The sequence below is a fragment of the Arthrobacter sp. zg-Y40 genome (assembly GCF_020731535.1).
Classification (GTDB): domain Bacteria; phylum Actinomycetota; class Actinomycetes; order Actinomycetales; family Micrococcaceae; genus Arthrobacter_B.
This window is the reverse complement of record NZ_JAJFZS010000017.1, coordinates 1-15,409: the sequence shown is the minus strand read 5'-3', so window position 1 is coordinate 15,409 and position 15,409 is coordinate 1. Positions and strand designations below refer to the sequence as shown.

13 protein-coding genes, 1 tRNA gene and 2 rRNA genes are annotated in these 15,409 nt (G+C 67.1%); 6 read left to right on the top strand and 10 right to left on the bottom strand.

Features of this window, described 5'->3' with window-relative positions:
- From LJ754_RS16575 to LJ754_RS16565, 3 genes are all read left to right on the top strand, one after another.
- Window positions 1-402: HNH endonuclease signature motif containing protein (locus tag LJ754_RS16575; protein ID WP_227927426.1), on the top strand; the 402-nt coding region annotated here is incomplete at its 5' end.
- A gap of 233 nt (window positions 403-635) precedes the next feature.
- Complete coding sequence (locus LJ754_RS16570; protein WP_227927425.1) at window positions 636-1,337, top strand: DsbA family protein; 702 nt, start codon at window positions 636-638, stop codon at window positions 1,335-1,337.
- 282 nt (window positions 1,338-1,619) lie between these two features.
- Window positions 1,620-2,711, top strand: a complete 1,092-nt coding sequence (locus LJ754_RS16565; RefSeq protein ID WP_227927424.1) for a phosphatase PAP2 family protein — start codon at window positions 1,620-1,622, stop codon at window positions 2,709-2,711.
- 18 nt (window positions 2,712-2,729) lie between these two features.
- Here the strand turns inward: LJ754_RS16565 and LJ754_RS16560 are convergent, their stop codons facing one another.
- The 5 genes from LJ754_RS16560 to LJ754_RS16540 all read right to left on the bottom strand — a co-directional run bounded on the left by LJ754_RS16560 (window position 2,730) and on the right by LJ754_RS16540 (window position 8,593).
- Window positions 2,730-3,962 carry a beta-ketoacyl-[acyl-carrier-protein] synthase family protein gene (locus LJ754_RS16560; protein WP_227927423.1) on the bottom strand — a complete coding sequence of 411 codons (1,233 nt, stop codon included), beginning with the start codon at window positions 3,960-3,962 and terminating at the stop codon, window positions 2,730-2,732.
- Entirely contained in the window at window positions 3,955-5,691 is a 1,737-nt protein-coding gene (locus LJ754_RS16555; RefSeq protein WP_227927422.1) for a class I adenylate-forming enzyme family protein, read from the bottom strand. The genes LJ754_RS16560 and LJ754_RS16555 overlap by 8 nt, the downstream gene beginning before the upstream one ends.
- A 46-nt stretch (window positions 5,692-5,737) precedes the next feature.
- Window positions 5,738-6,568, bottom strand: a complete 831-nt coding sequence (locus tag LJ754_RS16550; RefSeq protein WP_227927421.1) for an SDR family oxidoreductase — start codon at window positions 6,566-6,568, stop codon at window positions 5,738-5,740.
- A gap of 94 nt (window positions 6,569-6,662) precedes the next feature.
- Complete coding sequence (locus LJ754_RS16545) at window positions 6,663-7,307, bottom strand: response regulator transcription factor (protein WP_227912968.1); 645 nt, start codon at window positions 7,305-7,307, stop codon at window positions 6,663-6,665.
- Complete coding sequence (locus tag LJ754_RS16540; RefSeq protein ID WP_227927420.1) at window positions 7,295-8,593, bottom strand: sensor histidine kinase; 1,299 nt, start codon at window positions 8,591-8,593, stop codon at window positions 7,295-7,297. The genes LJ754_RS16545 and LJ754_RS16540 overlap by 13 nt, the downstream gene beginning before the upstream one ends.
- Window positions 8,594-8,739: 146 nt before the next feature.
- Here LJ754_RS16540 and LJ754_RS16535 point away from each other — a divergent pair, with 146 nt between their 5' ends.
- Window positions 8,740-9,495 (top strand): ABC transporter ATP-binding protein, encoded by a 756-nt coding sequence (locus tag LJ754_RS16535; protein WP_227927419.1) that lies wholly within the window; start codon window positions 8,740-8,742, stop codon window positions 9,493-9,495.
- Window position 9,496: 1 nt separating this feature from the next.
- The gene (locus tag LJ754_RS16530) at window positions 9,497-11,974 is read left to right on the top strand and encodes an FtsX-like permease family protein (protein ID WP_227927418.1); all 2,478 of its coding nucleotides are present in this window, start codon (window positions 9,497-9,499) and stop codon (window positions 11,972-11,974) included.
- 162 nt (window positions 11,975-12,136) lie between these two features.
- Here the strand turns inward: LJ754_RS16530 and LJ754_RS16525 are convergent.
- From LJ754_RS16525 to LJ754_RS16510, 4 genes are all read right to left on the bottom strand, one after another.
- Window positions 12,137-12,224, bottom strand: a tRNA-Ser gene (locus tag LJ754_RS16525).
- 100 nt (window positions 12,225-12,324) lie between these two features.
- The gene (locus LJ754_RS16520) at window positions 12,325-12,963 is read right to left on the bottom strand and encodes a TMEM175 family protein (RefSeq protein WP_227912964.1); all 639 of its coding nucleotides are present in this window, start codon (window positions 12,961-12,963) and stop codon (window positions 12,325-12,327) included.
- Between the two features lie 133 nt (window positions 12,964-13,096).
- Window positions 13,097-13,213 (bottom strand): 5S ribosomal RNA (gene rrf / locus LJ754_RS16515).
- A gap of 169 nt (window positions 13,214-13,382) precedes the next feature.
- Window positions 13,383-13,898: a winged helix-turn-helix transcriptional regulator gene (locus LJ754_RS16510; protein ID WP_227927417.1), complete on the bottom strand. Its 516-nt coding sequence runs from the start codon at window positions 13,896-13,898 to the stop codon at window positions 13,383-13,385.
- Between the two features lie 122 nt (window positions 13,899-14,020).
- Here LJ754_RS16510 and LJ754_RS16505 point away from each other — a divergent pair, with 122 nt between their 5' ends.
- Window positions 14,021-14,902, top strand: coding sequence for an oxidoreductase (locus LJ754_RS16505; protein ID WP_269439751.1), 882 nt, complete (start codon window positions 14,021-14,023; stop codon window positions 14,900-14,902).
- 134 nt (window positions 14,903-15,036) lie between these two features.
- Here the strand turns inward: LJ754_RS16505 and rrf (LJ754_RS16500) are convergent.
- A 5S ribosomal RNA gene (rrf, locus tag LJ754_RS16500) occupies window positions 15,037-15,153 on the bottom strand.
- Window positions 15,154-15,409: the final 256 nt, after the last annotated feature.

The window sequence follows — 15,409 nt, the reverse complement described above, 5'->3', positions numbered from 1 at the left end:
AACGCCACCCGCTGGACCGGCCTCGTCCAGGACCCGGACACCGGGGAAATCCTCGGCGTGGGCAGGCGGCGGAAAGTCCCTGCCGGACTGGCCCGCTGGCTGCGCGCCCGGGACGGGACATGCCGGTTCCCCGGCTGCCGGGTCAGCACTGCGGTCTCGGAAATTGACCACACCACGGACTGGGCCGACGGAGGTCCCACCGACCACGGCAACCTCGCCCACCTGTGCCGGCGACACCACCGGTTCAAGACGCTGGGTTTCTGGAAGGCCCGGCAACCGGAACCGGGCGTCATGGAGTGGACTTCGCCCACGGGGAGGGTTTACCGAACCGAGCCGTTTTTGGAACTGGCACCGCCGTGCCCTGTCCCGGAGCCCGCATGGGAAGCGGCCCCGCCATTCTGAACAGGAGGCTGTTCCGCGGAGGCCGGTCCAACGCTTCACCAACGGTCCGGCCCTGGAACTCATCGGCCCCACCCGGTGACCGATGCCCCTGCACCGCCCGTTCAACATCACACGATAAAAGCGAAAAACCCCTTTCGAACCCCCGGCACCGCTGGAAAAATGGAATAGAAGCATCTTCCAACCCCCGTACCCGAGCGTGCTCCCGCGCGCTTCCCCGATACAGGAAAGGAACTATGCGCAGGGTCGTACCCTCTCTGATCATCGCTGGACTGCTTGTTGGCGGAGGGGTGGTGTCCTGCGGGACGCCGGCAGAATCCCCCGCCCCCGAAGCATCGGCCAGCGTCTCCGCTTCCCCCAGCACCTCCGCCTCCGCAGAAGTCACCGTACCGGCGGACCAGATGGACAAGCTGGTCCCCTCAGACGCCCGGACCATCACCGATCCGGCAGATCCGCAGGCCACCCTGGTCCTCTTCACCGATTACCAGTGCCCCTACTGCGCCATGATGGACCCCTTGATCCAGCAGGCCAAGGCCGACTACGGCGACCAGGTGCGCATCGTTATCCGGAACTACCCACTGCCAAAGCACCAGAACGCGGAGCCGTCCGCCCGAGCCGTGGAAGCCGCTGCTGAGCAGGGCAAGCTGGAGGAAATGGCGGCAAAGGTCTTCGAGCATCAGGAGGACTGGAAGACCGAATCCGATGTGGACGGAATCTTCGCCTCCTACGCCGAGGAGTTGGGGCTGAACATGGATCAGTTCAACGCTGACTACTCTTCCGATGCCATCAAGGACCGCGTCGCCCGGGATCTGCAGGACGCCCAGGATCTCCAGGTGAAGGGCACTCCCACGCTGTACCTCGACGGGCAGGCCGTCCAGCTGGAGTCCGGCGCTTACAGCGAGATTTCCGAACCACTCGACAACGCACTGGCAAAGTAGCGCCTCAACTCAGGCCGGCACGTCTCGACGACGCCGGCAGCCAAACCCTAGCGACCGGCGGTTTCGGAACCGCCGGTCGCTACCTTCAACAGGCACCTTTAACAGGAACCCATAACAGGCACCACAAAGGCCCACTAACCCGCGGCACCCCCAGGCACTGCCAACAGCTGCCACACCCGTACCACGACGGCGGCGCACCGCGTCATAATGTGATCGAAAGCATACTGAATATCAGGGCCCCTAATAACATGTTTTGGCGCCACCATGGGGTAAAACAGTCTAATGACTATCGAAGCCGGGCCTGCCCGATCCGCCTGGCGCCGCCTTTTCGGCGTGCCGCTGCTGGTTGCAGCAGCTTTCACCGTATTCATGCTGGTGACCGCCGTCGTCGCCGATCTCCCCGTCCGTGACCCGGAAGGATTCCTCGGACCGAGCTACGTGCGGCTGCCGCTGATGGTGATCCTGATGATCGCCGCAGACGTGGTTCCCCGGGTCTTCGCACGACGCCGGGACCTGGGCGGCGTAGGCGCCGCCGCCTCCCATGTGCTGCGCACGCGCTGGGCGGGACCGCGGCTGGCTGTGGCCGTGGCTGGACTGGCCACCTTCTACCTGGCTTACATGTCCTACCGGAATATGAAGAGCTTCCTGCCGTTCCTGCGGGACGGGCTGACCGATTCGATGCTGGAGGCTTCGGACAAGTGGTTCGCCGGCGGGCATTACCCGGCCGATGTGCTTCAGGACGTCCTGGGCACCGGTTCCAGCGCGGACCTGCTCTCCGGCGTTTACATGCTCTTTATGGTGTTTGTGCCGATCTCCCTGGCCGCTTCACTGGTGTGGTCCGACAACCTGCAGCGCGGCGCCTGGTACGCCACAGCGCTGTCCTTCAACTGGATCCTGGGCACGGTCAGCTACTACGCTCTGCCCTCACTGGGGCCGGTCTACGCCGATGCGACCCCGTTCTATGACCTGCCCGAAACCACGGTCTCCACCCTGCAGGACACCCTGTACGAGAACCGCGCCGAAGTGCTGACGGATCCGTTCGCCACCGAAAACGTGCACGGCATCGCTGCCTTCGCGTCCCTGCACGTATCCATCATCTTCACCGCCGCTTTGGTGGCCCAGCTGACCCGGCTGCCCAAGCCGGTCCGCTGGATCATGTGGATCTACGTGGCACTGACCACCCTGGCCACGGTGTACTTCGGCTGGCACTACGTCCTGGATGTCTTCGCCGGCTTCGCGCTGGGCGCGGTGTCCGTCTGGCTGTCGTCCAAGGCCGTGAAAACCGGCCGGAAGCACTTCGCTTCCCCTGCCGCGGACGGCGCATCGCCCGCCGTCGAGCCTGACGCCGAGCCGGAACTCGTTCCCTCCGTCTAGGACCCGGCGACGCCGGCGTCAGACCGGTCCAAACGCCGCCACCGCGTTTTGCCCGCCGAACCCGAACGCATTGGTCACGGCAAAGCGCACCGGGGTTTCGCGCGCCGTACCCGGGACATAGTCCAGGTCGCACTCCGGATCCGGAGTGCTGTAGTTGATGGTGGGCGGAATGACGCCGTCCCGGATGGCCATCGCGCACAGCAGGGACCCCAGGGTGCCGGCCGCCCCGATCAGGTGCCCGGTCATGGACTTGGGCGCGGTCACCGCCAACGACGGCGCGTGCTCGCCGAACGCGGTATGCAGGGCCAGGGTTTCGGTCCGGTCATTGGCGAGGGTGGATGTGCCGTGTGCCGAGACCAGGTCCACGTCCTCGGGATTCAGCCGGGCCCGGCTAAGGGTCTGCGTGATGGCCGCGGCAGCGTACCGGCCGCTGGGATCCGGAGCCACAATGTGGAAGGCGTCGCTGGTCATCGCCCCGCCCAGTACCTCCGCATACACCTCTGCTCCTCGGGCCCGGGCATGGCTGAGCAGCTCCAGCACACACACCACGGACCCTTCGCCGAACACAAACCCGTCCCGGCCGGCGTCGAACGGGCGGCTGGCCTCCTGCGGTGAGTCATTGTTCCGGGACAGTCCGCGCATGGCGGACAGCCCGGCAAACATCACCGAGGTGATGGCGGCATCCGTGCCGCCGGCCACCACCACGTCCGCCTCCCCGGCCAGCAGGGTGCGGCGGGCCTCCAGCAGGGCCGCGGTACCGCTGGCGCACGCCAGGGCACTGGCGTTCACAGGACCATGGACGGCCAGGTCAATCGCCACCTCGCAGGCGGGCATGTTGGTCAGCGACGAGGCCACAAAGCTGGGGCTGATGGGCCGCAGCCCGTCCCGGTGCAGGGTTTCGGTGGCGTCCTGCACCTCCGGATAGCCGGAGACAGCACTGTTGAGGATCACCGCCGCCTCGGTGCCCTCCAACGTGCCGCCAAGCCCGGCATCGGCCACCGCTTCCCGTGCCGCCGCCACCGCCAGGTGCGAGGCCCGGGAGGAGCGCCGCAGCCGTTTGACCGGCAGGATCTGTCCGGGATCGAAATTCTTCACCTCCCCGGCAATCCGCGTGGGAAAGTCCGAGGCATCAAACGCGGTGATCTTGTCGATCCCGCTGCGCCCGGCCAGGAGCCCGGACCAGGTGTCGGGCCAGGTGTTCCCGAGCGGAGTCAGCGCCCCCATCCCGGTAATGACAACCCGCTCAACCATCCGTCGGCGCCTTCTGGGCCGCACCCGCCGCACCCGGCACAGCCGCGCCCGCCGCCCCCGCGCCCGCTGCACCCGGCACATCCATCCGGCCGTCCAGCCAGTCCTGGGCGGCGGCGTCGGACACTTTGTAGTGCATCTTTTTGCCGGTGGCGGTCATCGGCAGTTCCTCGACAAAACGGTAGCCTCGCGGCCGCTTGAAGTCCGCCAGCCCCGGATGCTCCCGGCAGAAAGTGTCCAGTCCGGAGGCATCCACTCCATCGTCCCGGCGAATCACGTAGGCAACCACACGCTGTCCCCACTGGTCATCGGGCACCCCCACCACCACCGAATCCAGCACCCCGGGATGGTCCGCGAGCGCCGCCTCCACCTGCACCGGATGCACGTTTTCCCCGCCGGAAATGATCATGTCATCGGTCCGGCCCATGATGGTCACATACCCTTCGGCGTCCCAGGTGGCCATGTCCCCCGGATACAGCCACCCGTCGTGGAACTTCTCCTCCTCCACATCCGGCAGGTTCGCGTAGCTGAATCCCGATTTCGGCGAGCGCATAATCACCTCGCCGATCTCGCTCCCGTCCCGGGCCGCCAGCTCATCCGGACGGGCACGGCGGCCTTCGAACACGCGGACGACGGCGACGTCGTCGTCCGTGCAGGAGCGTCCGGCGCTGCCCGCGTGGGCCGGGAGGTCCTCCGGCCGCAGGAAGGTGTTCCAGAACCCCTCAGTGGTCCCGTAGCCGTTGAAAATCCGCGGAGTCAGCAGCTCCTGGTACCGGATGGCGGCCGCCCGGTCCAGCGGCGCCCCCATGGTCACGATGCCGTGCAGCGTCTCCAGGTTCCGCGGGTTCTTCTCCTGCTCGGCGGCGATCATTTCCAGGGTGGTGGGCGCCCCGATCAGGTAGGTCAGGCCCTGCTCCCCCACCCAGTCCAGCACCGTGGCCGGATTGAAGTTGCGCAGCGGCACCACCGAGCCGCCAATGTAGAACACCGGGTTGGGCCCGCCGGAGTGCAGCCCGCCGCGGTGGAACCAGGGGGTCATGTTCAGGGTGCGGTCCGCCGGGGTGAGCGGAAAGTGCATAATCACGTCGTGCGCGCTCATCAGCTCCGCAATGGAGGGAAGCGGCACCCCCTTGGGCATCCCGGTGGTGCCCGAAGTGTAGAACCGGGTGCTCTCCTCGAAGGTGGACAGCTCCCCGGCCAGGTCCGGCAGGGTTCCGGAGGCACCGTCCACGGCGGCGTCGAAATCCTGCCCCAGCTGCCCGGACCCCATCCCCCAGTGCGCTGCCTCGTCACCGCTGGCCACCAGCACCACCGGCGATACTTCTGCCAGCTCCAGCGCGCGGGCTGCACCGTCCACGTGCTCGGCGTCCACCACAAACACTGCCGGATCGCTGTCCCGCAGGATGTGCGCGGTTTCCGCGGGCGCCAGCCGGTAATTCACCGGCACGCTCACCGCACCCAGCCGCTGCGTGGCCAGGTACAGCAGGGCAAACTCCACACCGTTGTAGAGCTGGTACAGCACCCGGTCCCCGCGCCCGACGCCGCGTTCCGCCAGTGCGCGTGCCACCTGGTCCACGGCCACCCCCAACTGGGCGTAGGTCCATTCCCGGCCCGACGGCGGATCGGCAAGCGCCACATTGTCGGCATACCGCGACACATTGCGCGAGAAGCCGGACGCGTAGGTGAGGCTGTGTTCGAAGTAGTCCCGGTAGCGGCTGGAATCGTAACTCACTGTGCGTCCTTTCAGTAACGCTCAATCCGGTCCGGAGAAGGGGCGGTTACCGCTTGCGGTCCCGGGTGGGTTTCTCCGGCAGGGTGACCGGCGGGCCGGAGGCCTCGGAGTGGAAGGGCGGGGCAATCACGGACAGGCCGCCGTCCACGGCCAGCACCTGCCCGGTGATGTACCCGGCGCCGGGCGAGAGCAGGAATTCAACGGTGGCGGCCATTTCATCCACGGTGCCGGGCCGGCGCTGGGGTATGCGGGACAGGACGCTCTCCATGGGGGCCATCCCCTCCATCGAGTAGAAGTAGTCCAGCGAGTCCGACTCGATCAGCCCGCCGTTCACCGCGTTGACGTTGATGCCGTAGGGGGCAAACTCCACGGCCATGAACCGTACAAAGGACTCCACGGCAGCCTTGTAGGAGCCCAGCGCAGCATAGGTGGGGAAGGCACGGATGCTGCCGTAACTGGTCAGCGCCACTATGCGGCCGCCGTCGTCCATCAGCTTCACCGCTTCCTGCGCGCCGAGGACAAAGGGCCGCACGTTCACCGCATAGGCCCGGTCCAGATGGTGGGGTTTCAGGTCCACCACGTTCTTGAACGCGGCGGCAGCAGCATTGTTGATGAAGTAGTCCAGCCGGCCGTATTCATCCGCGGCGGCGTCGAAGAGCCGGACAATGTCTTCGGGGTTCTCCACGTCGGCCTGCACCGCAATGCCGCCGCCGCCCAGCTCCTGCAGCCGGGACACCGTGTCCTTGGCCATTTCGGCGTTCTGCCGGTAGCCGACCACCACGTGGGTTCCGTGCTCCGCGAGCCGCTCCGCCACCCGCCGCCCGATTCCGCGGGAAGCACCGGTGATCAGCGCAATCTTTGCCTCGCCTTGTTCCACGTGGATGCCTCCTGCGCCGGTCCGTGCATCACACCTTGTCACCGGACGCCGCCGGGAAACAAGACCCGGCGCGCTGCAGGCTGCGGGAAAACAGCTAGGAACGCAGGTAAGCCAGCGTTGCGAGCACCCTCCGGTGGCCGCTGTCCGACGGCGAGAGACCCAATTTCGTGAAGATGTTGCCGATGTGTTTGCTCACCGCGGTTTCGGACACCGTGATGGCGGACGCAATGGCTGTGTTGCCCAGGCCTTCTGCCACCAGGCCCAGCACCTCGAACTCCCGGGGCGTCAGTGAACGGATGGGGTCCTCGGTGCCGCGGCGGCTGAACAGCTGGGCAATCACCTCGGGATCCATCACGGTGCCGCCGCCCAGCACGCGGCGCAGCCCGTCCACGAACTCCCCCACGTTGCCCACGCGTTCCTTCAGCAGGTATCCCACTCCCTGCGCTCCCGAGCCCAGCAGCCGGCTGGCGTACCGGTCCTCCACATAGGCGGAGAGCACCAGGACGGGGAAATCGGGTACCTGGGCGCGCAGTTCCAGGGCGGCCTTGAGTCCTTCGTTGGTGAAAGTGGGCGGCATCCGGACATCCAGGATGGCGCCGTCCGCGCTGCCGGGCTCAAAGGCGGACAGCAGGTCATCGGCGTTGTCCCAGGCACCGGCCACCTCGAAGCCTTCGCTCTGCAGCAGCAGCTGCATTCCGGCCCGCAGCAGGGCGTCGTCCTCGGCAATCAGAAGGCGCATGGCAGTTCCACCCTTATGTGTGTTGGTCCGCCGGGCGGACTCGTGAGGATCAGTTTTCCGCCGAAGGCCGCAGCGCGGCGGGCAATTCCGGCCAGCCCGGTGCCGGAGCCGTCGTCTTTTCCGCCGCCGTGGCCGGTGCCCGACCCGTCGAGGGGGCCCACCGACGCACCTCCGCGGCCGTCGTCGTCCACCTGCACCACCAGCATGTCCTCCCGGCCGGAGGTTTCGGTGCGCAGCACCACGTCAATCCGTGAGGCATTGGAATGCTTGGCCGCGTTGGTGAGGGCTTCGGCGAGGACAAAGTACGCGGCCGACTCCACCGCTGCCGGCGCCCGCTGCAGTCCGCTGACGTTCAGCGAACAGGGGATGGGCGAGCGGCTGGTCAGCGCCGAGGCGGCCCCGCCCAGGCCGAGCTCGTCCAGGACGGGCGGATAAATGTCGTGCACCGCAGCCCGCAGCCCGGCCAGGGCCTCGGACGCGGCGTCCTGTGCCCGGCCCAGGAACGGCACGGCGGCGGCCGGGTCGGTCTCGGCGGCACGCTGCGCCAGCCCGAGCATCATCACGACGCCGACCAGCCGGTTCTGCGCGCCGTCGTGCAGTTCCCGTTCGATGCGGCGCAGCTCGGCGCCGTGTGCGGCGAGCGCGCTGGCACGGGCCGCGGAGAGGTCGGAGATCCGGCGGGCCAGGTCGGCATACCGGCGGGGCGACAGGATGCCCAGGGTGGCGCCGCTCAGGCGCCGGGCCATCCACGGCAGCAGGATCCACCCGGCAACCATATAGATGCCGCCCAGCAGAACCATCAGGACGGCGCCGCTCCAGCTGGTAACGGTCACGGTGAGTTCCAGCGGAGTTTCCGGCGGGAACAGGAACCAGAACGGCGCGGTCAGCACATAGAACAGGCCGCCCAGCGGCAGTGCCAGGGCCAGCAGCGCCGCCAGCACCGCAAAAGCGCAGTGGAACAGCAGCCAGGACACATCCCGTTTCGTTTCCGGAGCGCTGACCATGGCTGCCAGTTCGCCGAAGGTGTGTTTACCGGCCAGGCGGCGCCGGTCGAAGGGAATCACGGCGGACGTAAAGCCCGCTGCCCGTGCCTGGGCCCGGGCAGCCAGGCCATCCACGGCACCCAGCAGGCGCGGCACGGCATACAGGCCCACCCCCAGGGGCAGGAAGGGCAACAGCGCCAGACCTGCCGTCGCAACGGCCAGGGACGCCGCCCAGTAACCGCCTTCGCGCAGCACAAACGCGGCATCCCGGAAGCGGGAGCGGAGGCCGGCGCGGATAGTCACCTGCTTGATTATGCCGGAGGAGCACGGCCGTGTCGGTATAGCCAGCTATACCCCAAACCGGCCGGTTGGCTGTATCGGAACGGGGTTTGCACATCCGTAGCGTCGAAGACAGCAGATTGACCCGCCCGAATCGAAGGATGCTTCCCATGTTTACCGATGCCACTGAATTCTCAGCCCCCGCGGCCCTGCAGCTGCAGGGCGTGTCCAAGAGCTACGGGTCCGGCCCCTCCGCCGTGCCGGCCCTGCGCAACGTTTCCCTGGCTGTTCCGCAGGGCAGCTTCACCGCGATCATGGGCCCCTCCGGCTCGGGCAAATCCACCCTGCTGCAGGCTGCTGCCGGGTTGGACGCCCCGGATCACGGCCGGGTGCTGCTGGGCGACACGGAAATCTCCGCCCTGCGCGGCAAGGCCCTGACCCGGTTCCGCCGGGACCACGTCGGTTTTGTTTTCCAGTCCTACAACCTGCTGCCCCAGCTCACCGTGGCCCGCAACGTCACCCTTCCGCTGCTGCTCGCCGGACGCGCCCCGGACACCGCCTGGCTCAACCATGTGCTGGACGCCGTGGGGCTTAGCGGTTTCGGCGAGCGCAAACCGCAGGAGCTCTCAGGCGGCCAGCAGCAGCGGGCAGCCATCGCCCGGGCCCTAATCACCCGCCCGGCGGCCGTCTTCGCGGACGAACCCACCGGAGCCCTGGATTCTGCGACCGCCCGGCAGGTCCTGGACCTGCTGCGGCACACCGTGTCGGAACTGGGACAGACCGTGGTGATGGTGACCCACGACCCCATGGCCGCCGTCTCCGCAGACACCGTCATTTTCCTGGCGGACGGACAGCTGGACGGCAGCTTGTCCGGCGCCACCGTCCATGAAGTCACCGAGCACGTCGCCTACCTGGGAGAGCGCTGATATGTGGTCATTTGCCAAAGAATCGATCCGCCACCACCGCGGCGGCTTTGCCGGCGTGTTTGTCGCCGTGTTCCTGTGCGCGGCGCTGATCACCGCCATGGGCGTCCTGATTGAGTCCGGCCTGCGCGGCGGCACCGCCGCCGACAAGCTGCGCGGCGCCGACGTCGTAGTGGGCGCCCCGCAGTCACTGCCCGTCGTGGAAGACATGGATGCTCCGCTCTCGGAGCGGGTCCTCCTTCCCGAAAACGCAGCGTCCCGCATCGCCGACGTGCCGGGGGTGGAGCAGGCCGTAGGCACCGTCACCGTTCCCCTGGCCGACGACGCCGGCAGGAGCCTTTCCGCCTCGGCCTGGGACTCCGCCGTGTTGGCCCCGTACACGCTAACCTCCGGGGAAGAACCCCGGACCGTCAACGAGGTGGTGGTGGACGGATCCTTCGGAGTATCCCCCGGTGACCGGTTGGCCCTCTCCCACGGCGGCGAGCCGTCCGAGTACACCGTGTCCGGCATCGCGGAAGCGGAAAAACCCGGCGGCGCCCCCGCGGTGTTCCTCAGCTCCGCCGGCGCTGCCGCGCTCTGGCCGCACGGCGATACGTACGCCACTGTCGGCGTGATTGCCGACGAATCCGTGGCCCCGAAGGAACTGGCCGCGGACATCGAAGCCGGCGTGGACGGCGTCGTCACCTACACCGGCGACCGCCGCGGTGACGTGGAGGACCTGGACGGCTCCGCTGCCCGCTCCACGCTGCTGCTGCTCAGCGGCTCCCTGGCCGGTGTGGCCCTGATGACCGCCGTGTTCGTGACCGCCGGAACCCTGTCCCTGTCCATCCTGGCCCGCCGCCGGGAGTTCGCCATGCTGCGGGCCGTCGGTGCCGGCAGCGGGCAGACCCTGGGCATGATCATCCGCGAAGTCCTGCTGGTGTCCGGTGCCGCTGCCGTCCTGGGTGCAGCGCCGGGCTTCGGGCTGGCGTACTTCCTGGGCGCGCAGTTCACTGCCGGAGGGGTCATCCCGGAGGACTTCGCTCTGGCCTATGGTCCGCTGCCGGCACTGGCCGCGGTGGCCCTCAGCGTCGCAGCCGCAGTTGGAGCGTCGCTGGTTTCGGCCCGCGGAACTGTCCGCATGTCACCCACCACCGCCCTGCGCGAGTCGGTCACCGAAGCCGCAGGGCTGGGCCGGGGCCGCAAGATGAGCGGCCTGGTCCTGCTGGCGGCCGGATTTGTTGCGGCAATACTTCCCCTGGCCATTCCGGGCACCGGCGGCCTGGCCATCGCCGCCTCGAGCGTGCTGCTGCTGATCATCGGCGCGGGCATGCTGGGACCCTGGATTGTGGCCGGCGTACTGCGGTTGGTGAAGCCCCTGCTGGGCCGCAATCCCTCCGCGTCCCTCTCCCTGGCCGAAGCCAACGCCTCCGCCTTCCCCCGGCGGCTGGCCGGCGGCATCATTCCCCTGGCCCTGGCCATCGCGCTGGGCTCGGTGCAGCTGTTTATGCCCACCACGGTGGAAACCGAGGCCGAACGGCAGTCCCGCGACGGCATGGTGGCCGACTACATGGTCACCGCACCCGGCTCCGGGATCTCCGCCGACCTGGCCGAGGAGGTCTCCAGCCTGCCGGCAGTGGACACCGCCACACCGGTGGCCCATTCGGCGGTGCTGGCCGATCTGCGGTTCCTCGGCACCGAGGACGGCCTGGAGTCCTACGGCATCCAGGGCGTGGATCCCCGGAACCTGGACTCCACCCTGGACCTGGGCGTGGGCGATGGCGGGCTGGACGGACTGTCCGAACCGGAAACGGTGGCGCTAAGCGTGGACCTGGCCCGGGAATCCGGTGTCGGAGTGGGTGACCAGTTCGCCTTCCACTACGGCGACGGAACCGAAACGTCCGCCGTCGTCGTCGCCACCTACTCCCGGGGACTGGGATTCGGTGACGTGACGGTAGCCAATGACACCCTGCTGCAGCACACCACTGCGGGCCTGAACGACTACCTGCTGGTGAGCGCTGCACCGGGCACCAACGGCACCGCCATGGCGGACCAGCTGGAAGACCTCGGCCTGACCGTGGTGGACCGGGAGTCCGCCGGCGCTGCGGGTGCGGCGGACCGCAAAGCCCAGTCCTGGGTGAACATTGTGGCCATGCTGGTCCTGCTCGGCTACGTGGGCCTGTCCGTGGTGAACTCGCTGGTGATGGCCACCGCCCGGCGCCGGCCGGAACTGATGCTGCTGCGCTCCCTCGGTGCATCGGACCGCCAGCTGCGCCGGATGACCGGCGCGGAGTCGCTGCTGCTGGTTGTCGCCGCCGTCGTCCTCGGCACCGTCCTGGCCATACCGCCGCTGATGGGCATCGCTGTGAACGTGTCCGGGCTGCCGATGCCCACCATCCAGCCGCTTGTGTACCTGGCTATTGCCGGCGCTGCGGCGGCCATCGGGTTCGGGTCAGTAGCCGTGGCCACCCGCGCGGCCCTGCGGCCGGAGGCTCGGGTCTAGGTTCAGGAGGCGCGGGTTCCGGCCGGGGCAGCCTTCGTCGCCCCTTAGACACCTCGCTCGTCCCTCGCTCGGCGATGCGGGGCTACACGAAGGCCGCACCGCCCGGAGCCTAGGTCAGCAGACAAAGAAACACCCCGGTCCGAGGACCGGGGTGTTTCTTTTTGGCGGAGGATGGGGGATTTGAACCCCCGAGGGCGTTAACCCAACACGCGTTCCAGGCGTGCGCCATAGGCCGCTAGGCGAATCCTCCAGGCTTGCTCCGTAAGAAGCAGATATAAGACTACCCGACGCAGGGCCAAACCAACGAATCGGCTCCAGGACGGGCACTTGCTGCCCCTTCCCGGCGCTTCCTACTGTGGCTCGGCATGCCGGCGCCCGTAGAAGCGGAGCAGGAAGTTGAGGGCGATAATCGCAAGCCAGGACAGGGCGCCGGCCCGGGGCCCCCAAATGAGCGTGATTGGAATGGAGGCAAAAAACACCACGGGCGTGACCGGCGCGCGGACCGTCGCGAAGGCAGGGAGCCGGGGATCGACGTCGTCGGCAAACAGCCCCATGTACCGGCAGTAGACCCACAGCCCGGTGTTGGCGGTGCCGATCAGGCCGAGCGCCGCCGCATAGATCACGACGCCGAGGGCCTGGTCGCCGTAGAAGGAGAGCATATCGGTGGCGTACCCGATCAGGCCGACAAAGAGCAGCAGCACCAGGTTCAGCTGCTGCAGTCGGCCGGTGAAGCCTGTCAGCAGCCGGAACAGCCGGTGGTGGCTCAGCCAGTAGGCGGCGGTGACCGCAAAGGACAGGGCATACGCACCGAATTCGGGGAACTGCTCGACGACGGCGGCGCCCAGCTGGTCCGGCGGCACCTGCGGGACCTTGATGTCCACGGCAAGCAGGGTCATGGCGATGGCGAAGACCGCATCACTGAAGAACGTGGTGCGCTCGAGGTCGGGCCCGGAGTTGACCCGGCGGTAGGGTTTGTTGATGTCCGGCACGTCACCATTGTTGCCCTGCTGCGGGGCCGCCGGTGAGGGGGCAGGGGATAAACGGCAGGGCCGTCAAACAGATAGAGCCGTTAAACAGATAAGGACCCGCACGTCCTTGTGCGGATCCTTATCTTGAACGTATGTCCGGCGGTGACCTACTCTCCCACACCCTCCCGGATGCAGTACCATCGGCGCTGTGGGTCTTAGCTTCCGGGTTCGGAATGGGACCGGGCGTTTCCCCCACGCTATGACCGCCGTAACCCTTGCCCCGGCTGCTTTCGCGGCGGGAAAACCATGGTTACAGGCTGCCCTTACGGGTTTTGCTGCTCCTATAGTCTACCGCGTCTCCGGCGCGGTTTTGACCACCCAGTGTTTGGGGAACCGCCTGTTGGGCTACTACCCACACCGCGTCTTGGCACAGCGGTCCGTCAGCCCGCGGCGTCGTCGTACTCCTTGCGGTGGGCGGAAACCTCACCCATGTTCTCCTGGGCCCAGTACCGCAGGCCCTGAACCACGTCATAGAGTGATCGGCCCAGATCCGTCAGCTCGTAGGTGACGGTCACCGGAACGGTCGGCGCAACGGTGCGGGTCAGCATCCCGTCACGCTCCAGTGCGCGCAGTGTCTGGGTGAGCATCTTCTGACTGACCCCGCCCAGCAGCCGGGACAGTGCCGAATAGCGCATGGTGATGCCGGCGGCCGGGTCGCTGGAGTTGCCGGCGACGGCGGCGGTGGCGGTGGTGCCTGCGGCGTCGCCGGTGGCGGTGGTGCCTGCGGCGTCGCCGGTGGCGGTGGTGCCTGCGGCGTCGCCGGCGAGGGCGCAGAGGACCAGCACCACCCACTTATTCGATATCCGGTCCAGAAGCTGGCGGCTGGGGCACACCGCCAGGAACGCGTTATAGCTGGCTTGGGCGTCTGCCTGTTCTACGGACTTAGGTGGAATCACGGTGTCCCCTCTATCGGATGGTGGGCTACGCACTACAAAGTGCCTACTTCCCAGAAGGAAGCAACTCTCTAATACTGGTGCAGGAAGTGCTTCAGCACCACCCTTTACCGAAAGGCAACATCATGGATGCATCCACCTCACCGGCCACACTCCTGCCCGGCGGAACATGGACATTGGGAGACCGAACCGTTTCACGGTTCGGCTACGGCGTCATGCAGCTGGCCGGCCCCGGGGTTATGGGCCCGCCGTCCGACCATGCCGGAGCCATGGCCGTCCTGCGGGAGGCCGTAGACCAGGGCATTACCCATATCGACACCAGTGACGCCTACGGGCCGCACATAACGAACCAGTTGATCCGCGAAGCGCTCTACCCCTATCCGGAGACCTTGTTCATCGCCACCAAGGTGGGGGCCGAGCGTGATGCGCAAGGAGGTTGGCCCACCAAACGGCAACCGTCAGATCTGCGTGATCAGGTTCATGAGAACCTGCGGACCCTCGGAGTGGAGCGCCTGGATCTCGTCAATCTGCGCATGGGCGATGCCGGCAGCCCCCGCCCCGGATCCCTGGCCGAGCCGCTCCACGCCCTGGTGGAGCTCCAGCAGGAGGGGCTGATCGGCGAACTCGGACTCAGCAACGTTACGGATGCGCAGGTTGCCGAGGCGCAGGGCATTGCCCGGATTGTCTGCGTGCAGAATATGTACAACGTCGCCTACCGGCAGGACGACGCCCTCATCAGCCGGCTCGCCGACGAACGGATAGCCTACGTTCCATTCTTCCCGCTGGGAGGCTTTACGCCGCTGCAGTCCGCAGCCCTTTCCCGGGTGTCCGCAGCAGCAGGCGCTTCACCGCTCTCCGTTGCACTGGCCTGGTTGCTGCAGCGCTCACCGAACATCCTGCTCATTCCCGGAACATCCTCGGCGGCACACCTGCGGGAGAACATTGCCGGAGCAGGGCTGGTGCTCTCCGCGGAAGACGTCAGGGAGCTGGACAGCATCGGCAACTGACACCCGGCGAGGGAGGGGCCAAGCGGCCGTTCCCCCGCCGCTGATGAGCAGCCGGCCAGGACCGCGGGTCCAACTTGTCGGGTTAAACAGGTGAGGCCCGTACCAACACTGGTACGGGCCTCACCCCACAATTTGTCCGGCGGTGACCTACTCTCCCACACCCTCCCGGATGCAGTACCATCGGCGCTGTGGGTCTTAGCTTCCGGGTTCGGAATGGGACCGGGCGTTTCCCCCACGCTATGACCGCCGTAACCCTTCCACCCGCACCACACACCCAAAACAACCAGGCATGCGTGGGGAAAACAATGGTCACGAACATCAAACAGACGTAAGCAAATATTCAAATATAGTGTTCATTCGTTCCACGGGGAACAACCCTGCACGGGTTGTTGTCCGGGAACCACATAGTGGACGCAAGCAGCATGATCACAACACCCTCTACATTGGGAAACCGTTTGAAGTCGTGTTTCCCCAGGTGTTGATGTGGTGTAAGTTATCGGCCTATTA

Excerpts from the sequence above, each read along its gene's own strand:
- LJ754_RS16570 (WP_227927425.1), top strand. The coding sequence starts at position 636 with ATGCGCAGGGTCGTACCCTCTCTGATCATCGCTGGACTGCTTGTTGGC.
- LJ754_RS16565 (WP_227927424.1), top strand. The coding sequence starts at position 1,620 with ATGACTATCGAAGCCGGGCCTGCCCGATCCGCCTGGCGCCGCCTTTTC.
- LJ754_RS16560 (WP_227927423.1), bottom strand. The coding sequence starts at position 3,962 with ATGGTTGAGCGGGTTGTCATTACCGGGATGGGGGCGCTGACTCCGCTC.
- LJ754_RS16545 (WP_227912968.1), bottom strand. The coding sequence starts at position 7,307 with ATGCGCCTTCTGATTGCCGAGGACGACGCCCTGCTGCGGGCCGGAATG.
- LJ754_RS16535 (WP_227927419.1), top strand. The coding sequence starts at position 8,740 with ATGTTTACCGATGCCACTGAATTCTCAGCCCCCGCGGCCCTGCAGCTG.
- LJ754_RS16530 (WP_227927418.1), top strand. The coding sequence starts at position 9,497 with ATGTGGTCATTTGCCAAAGAATCGATCCGCCACCACCGCGGCGGCTTT.
- LJ754_RS16505 (WP_269439751.1), top strand. The coding sequence starts at position 14,021 with ATGGATGCATCCACCTCACCGGCCACACTCCTGCCCGGCGGAACATGG.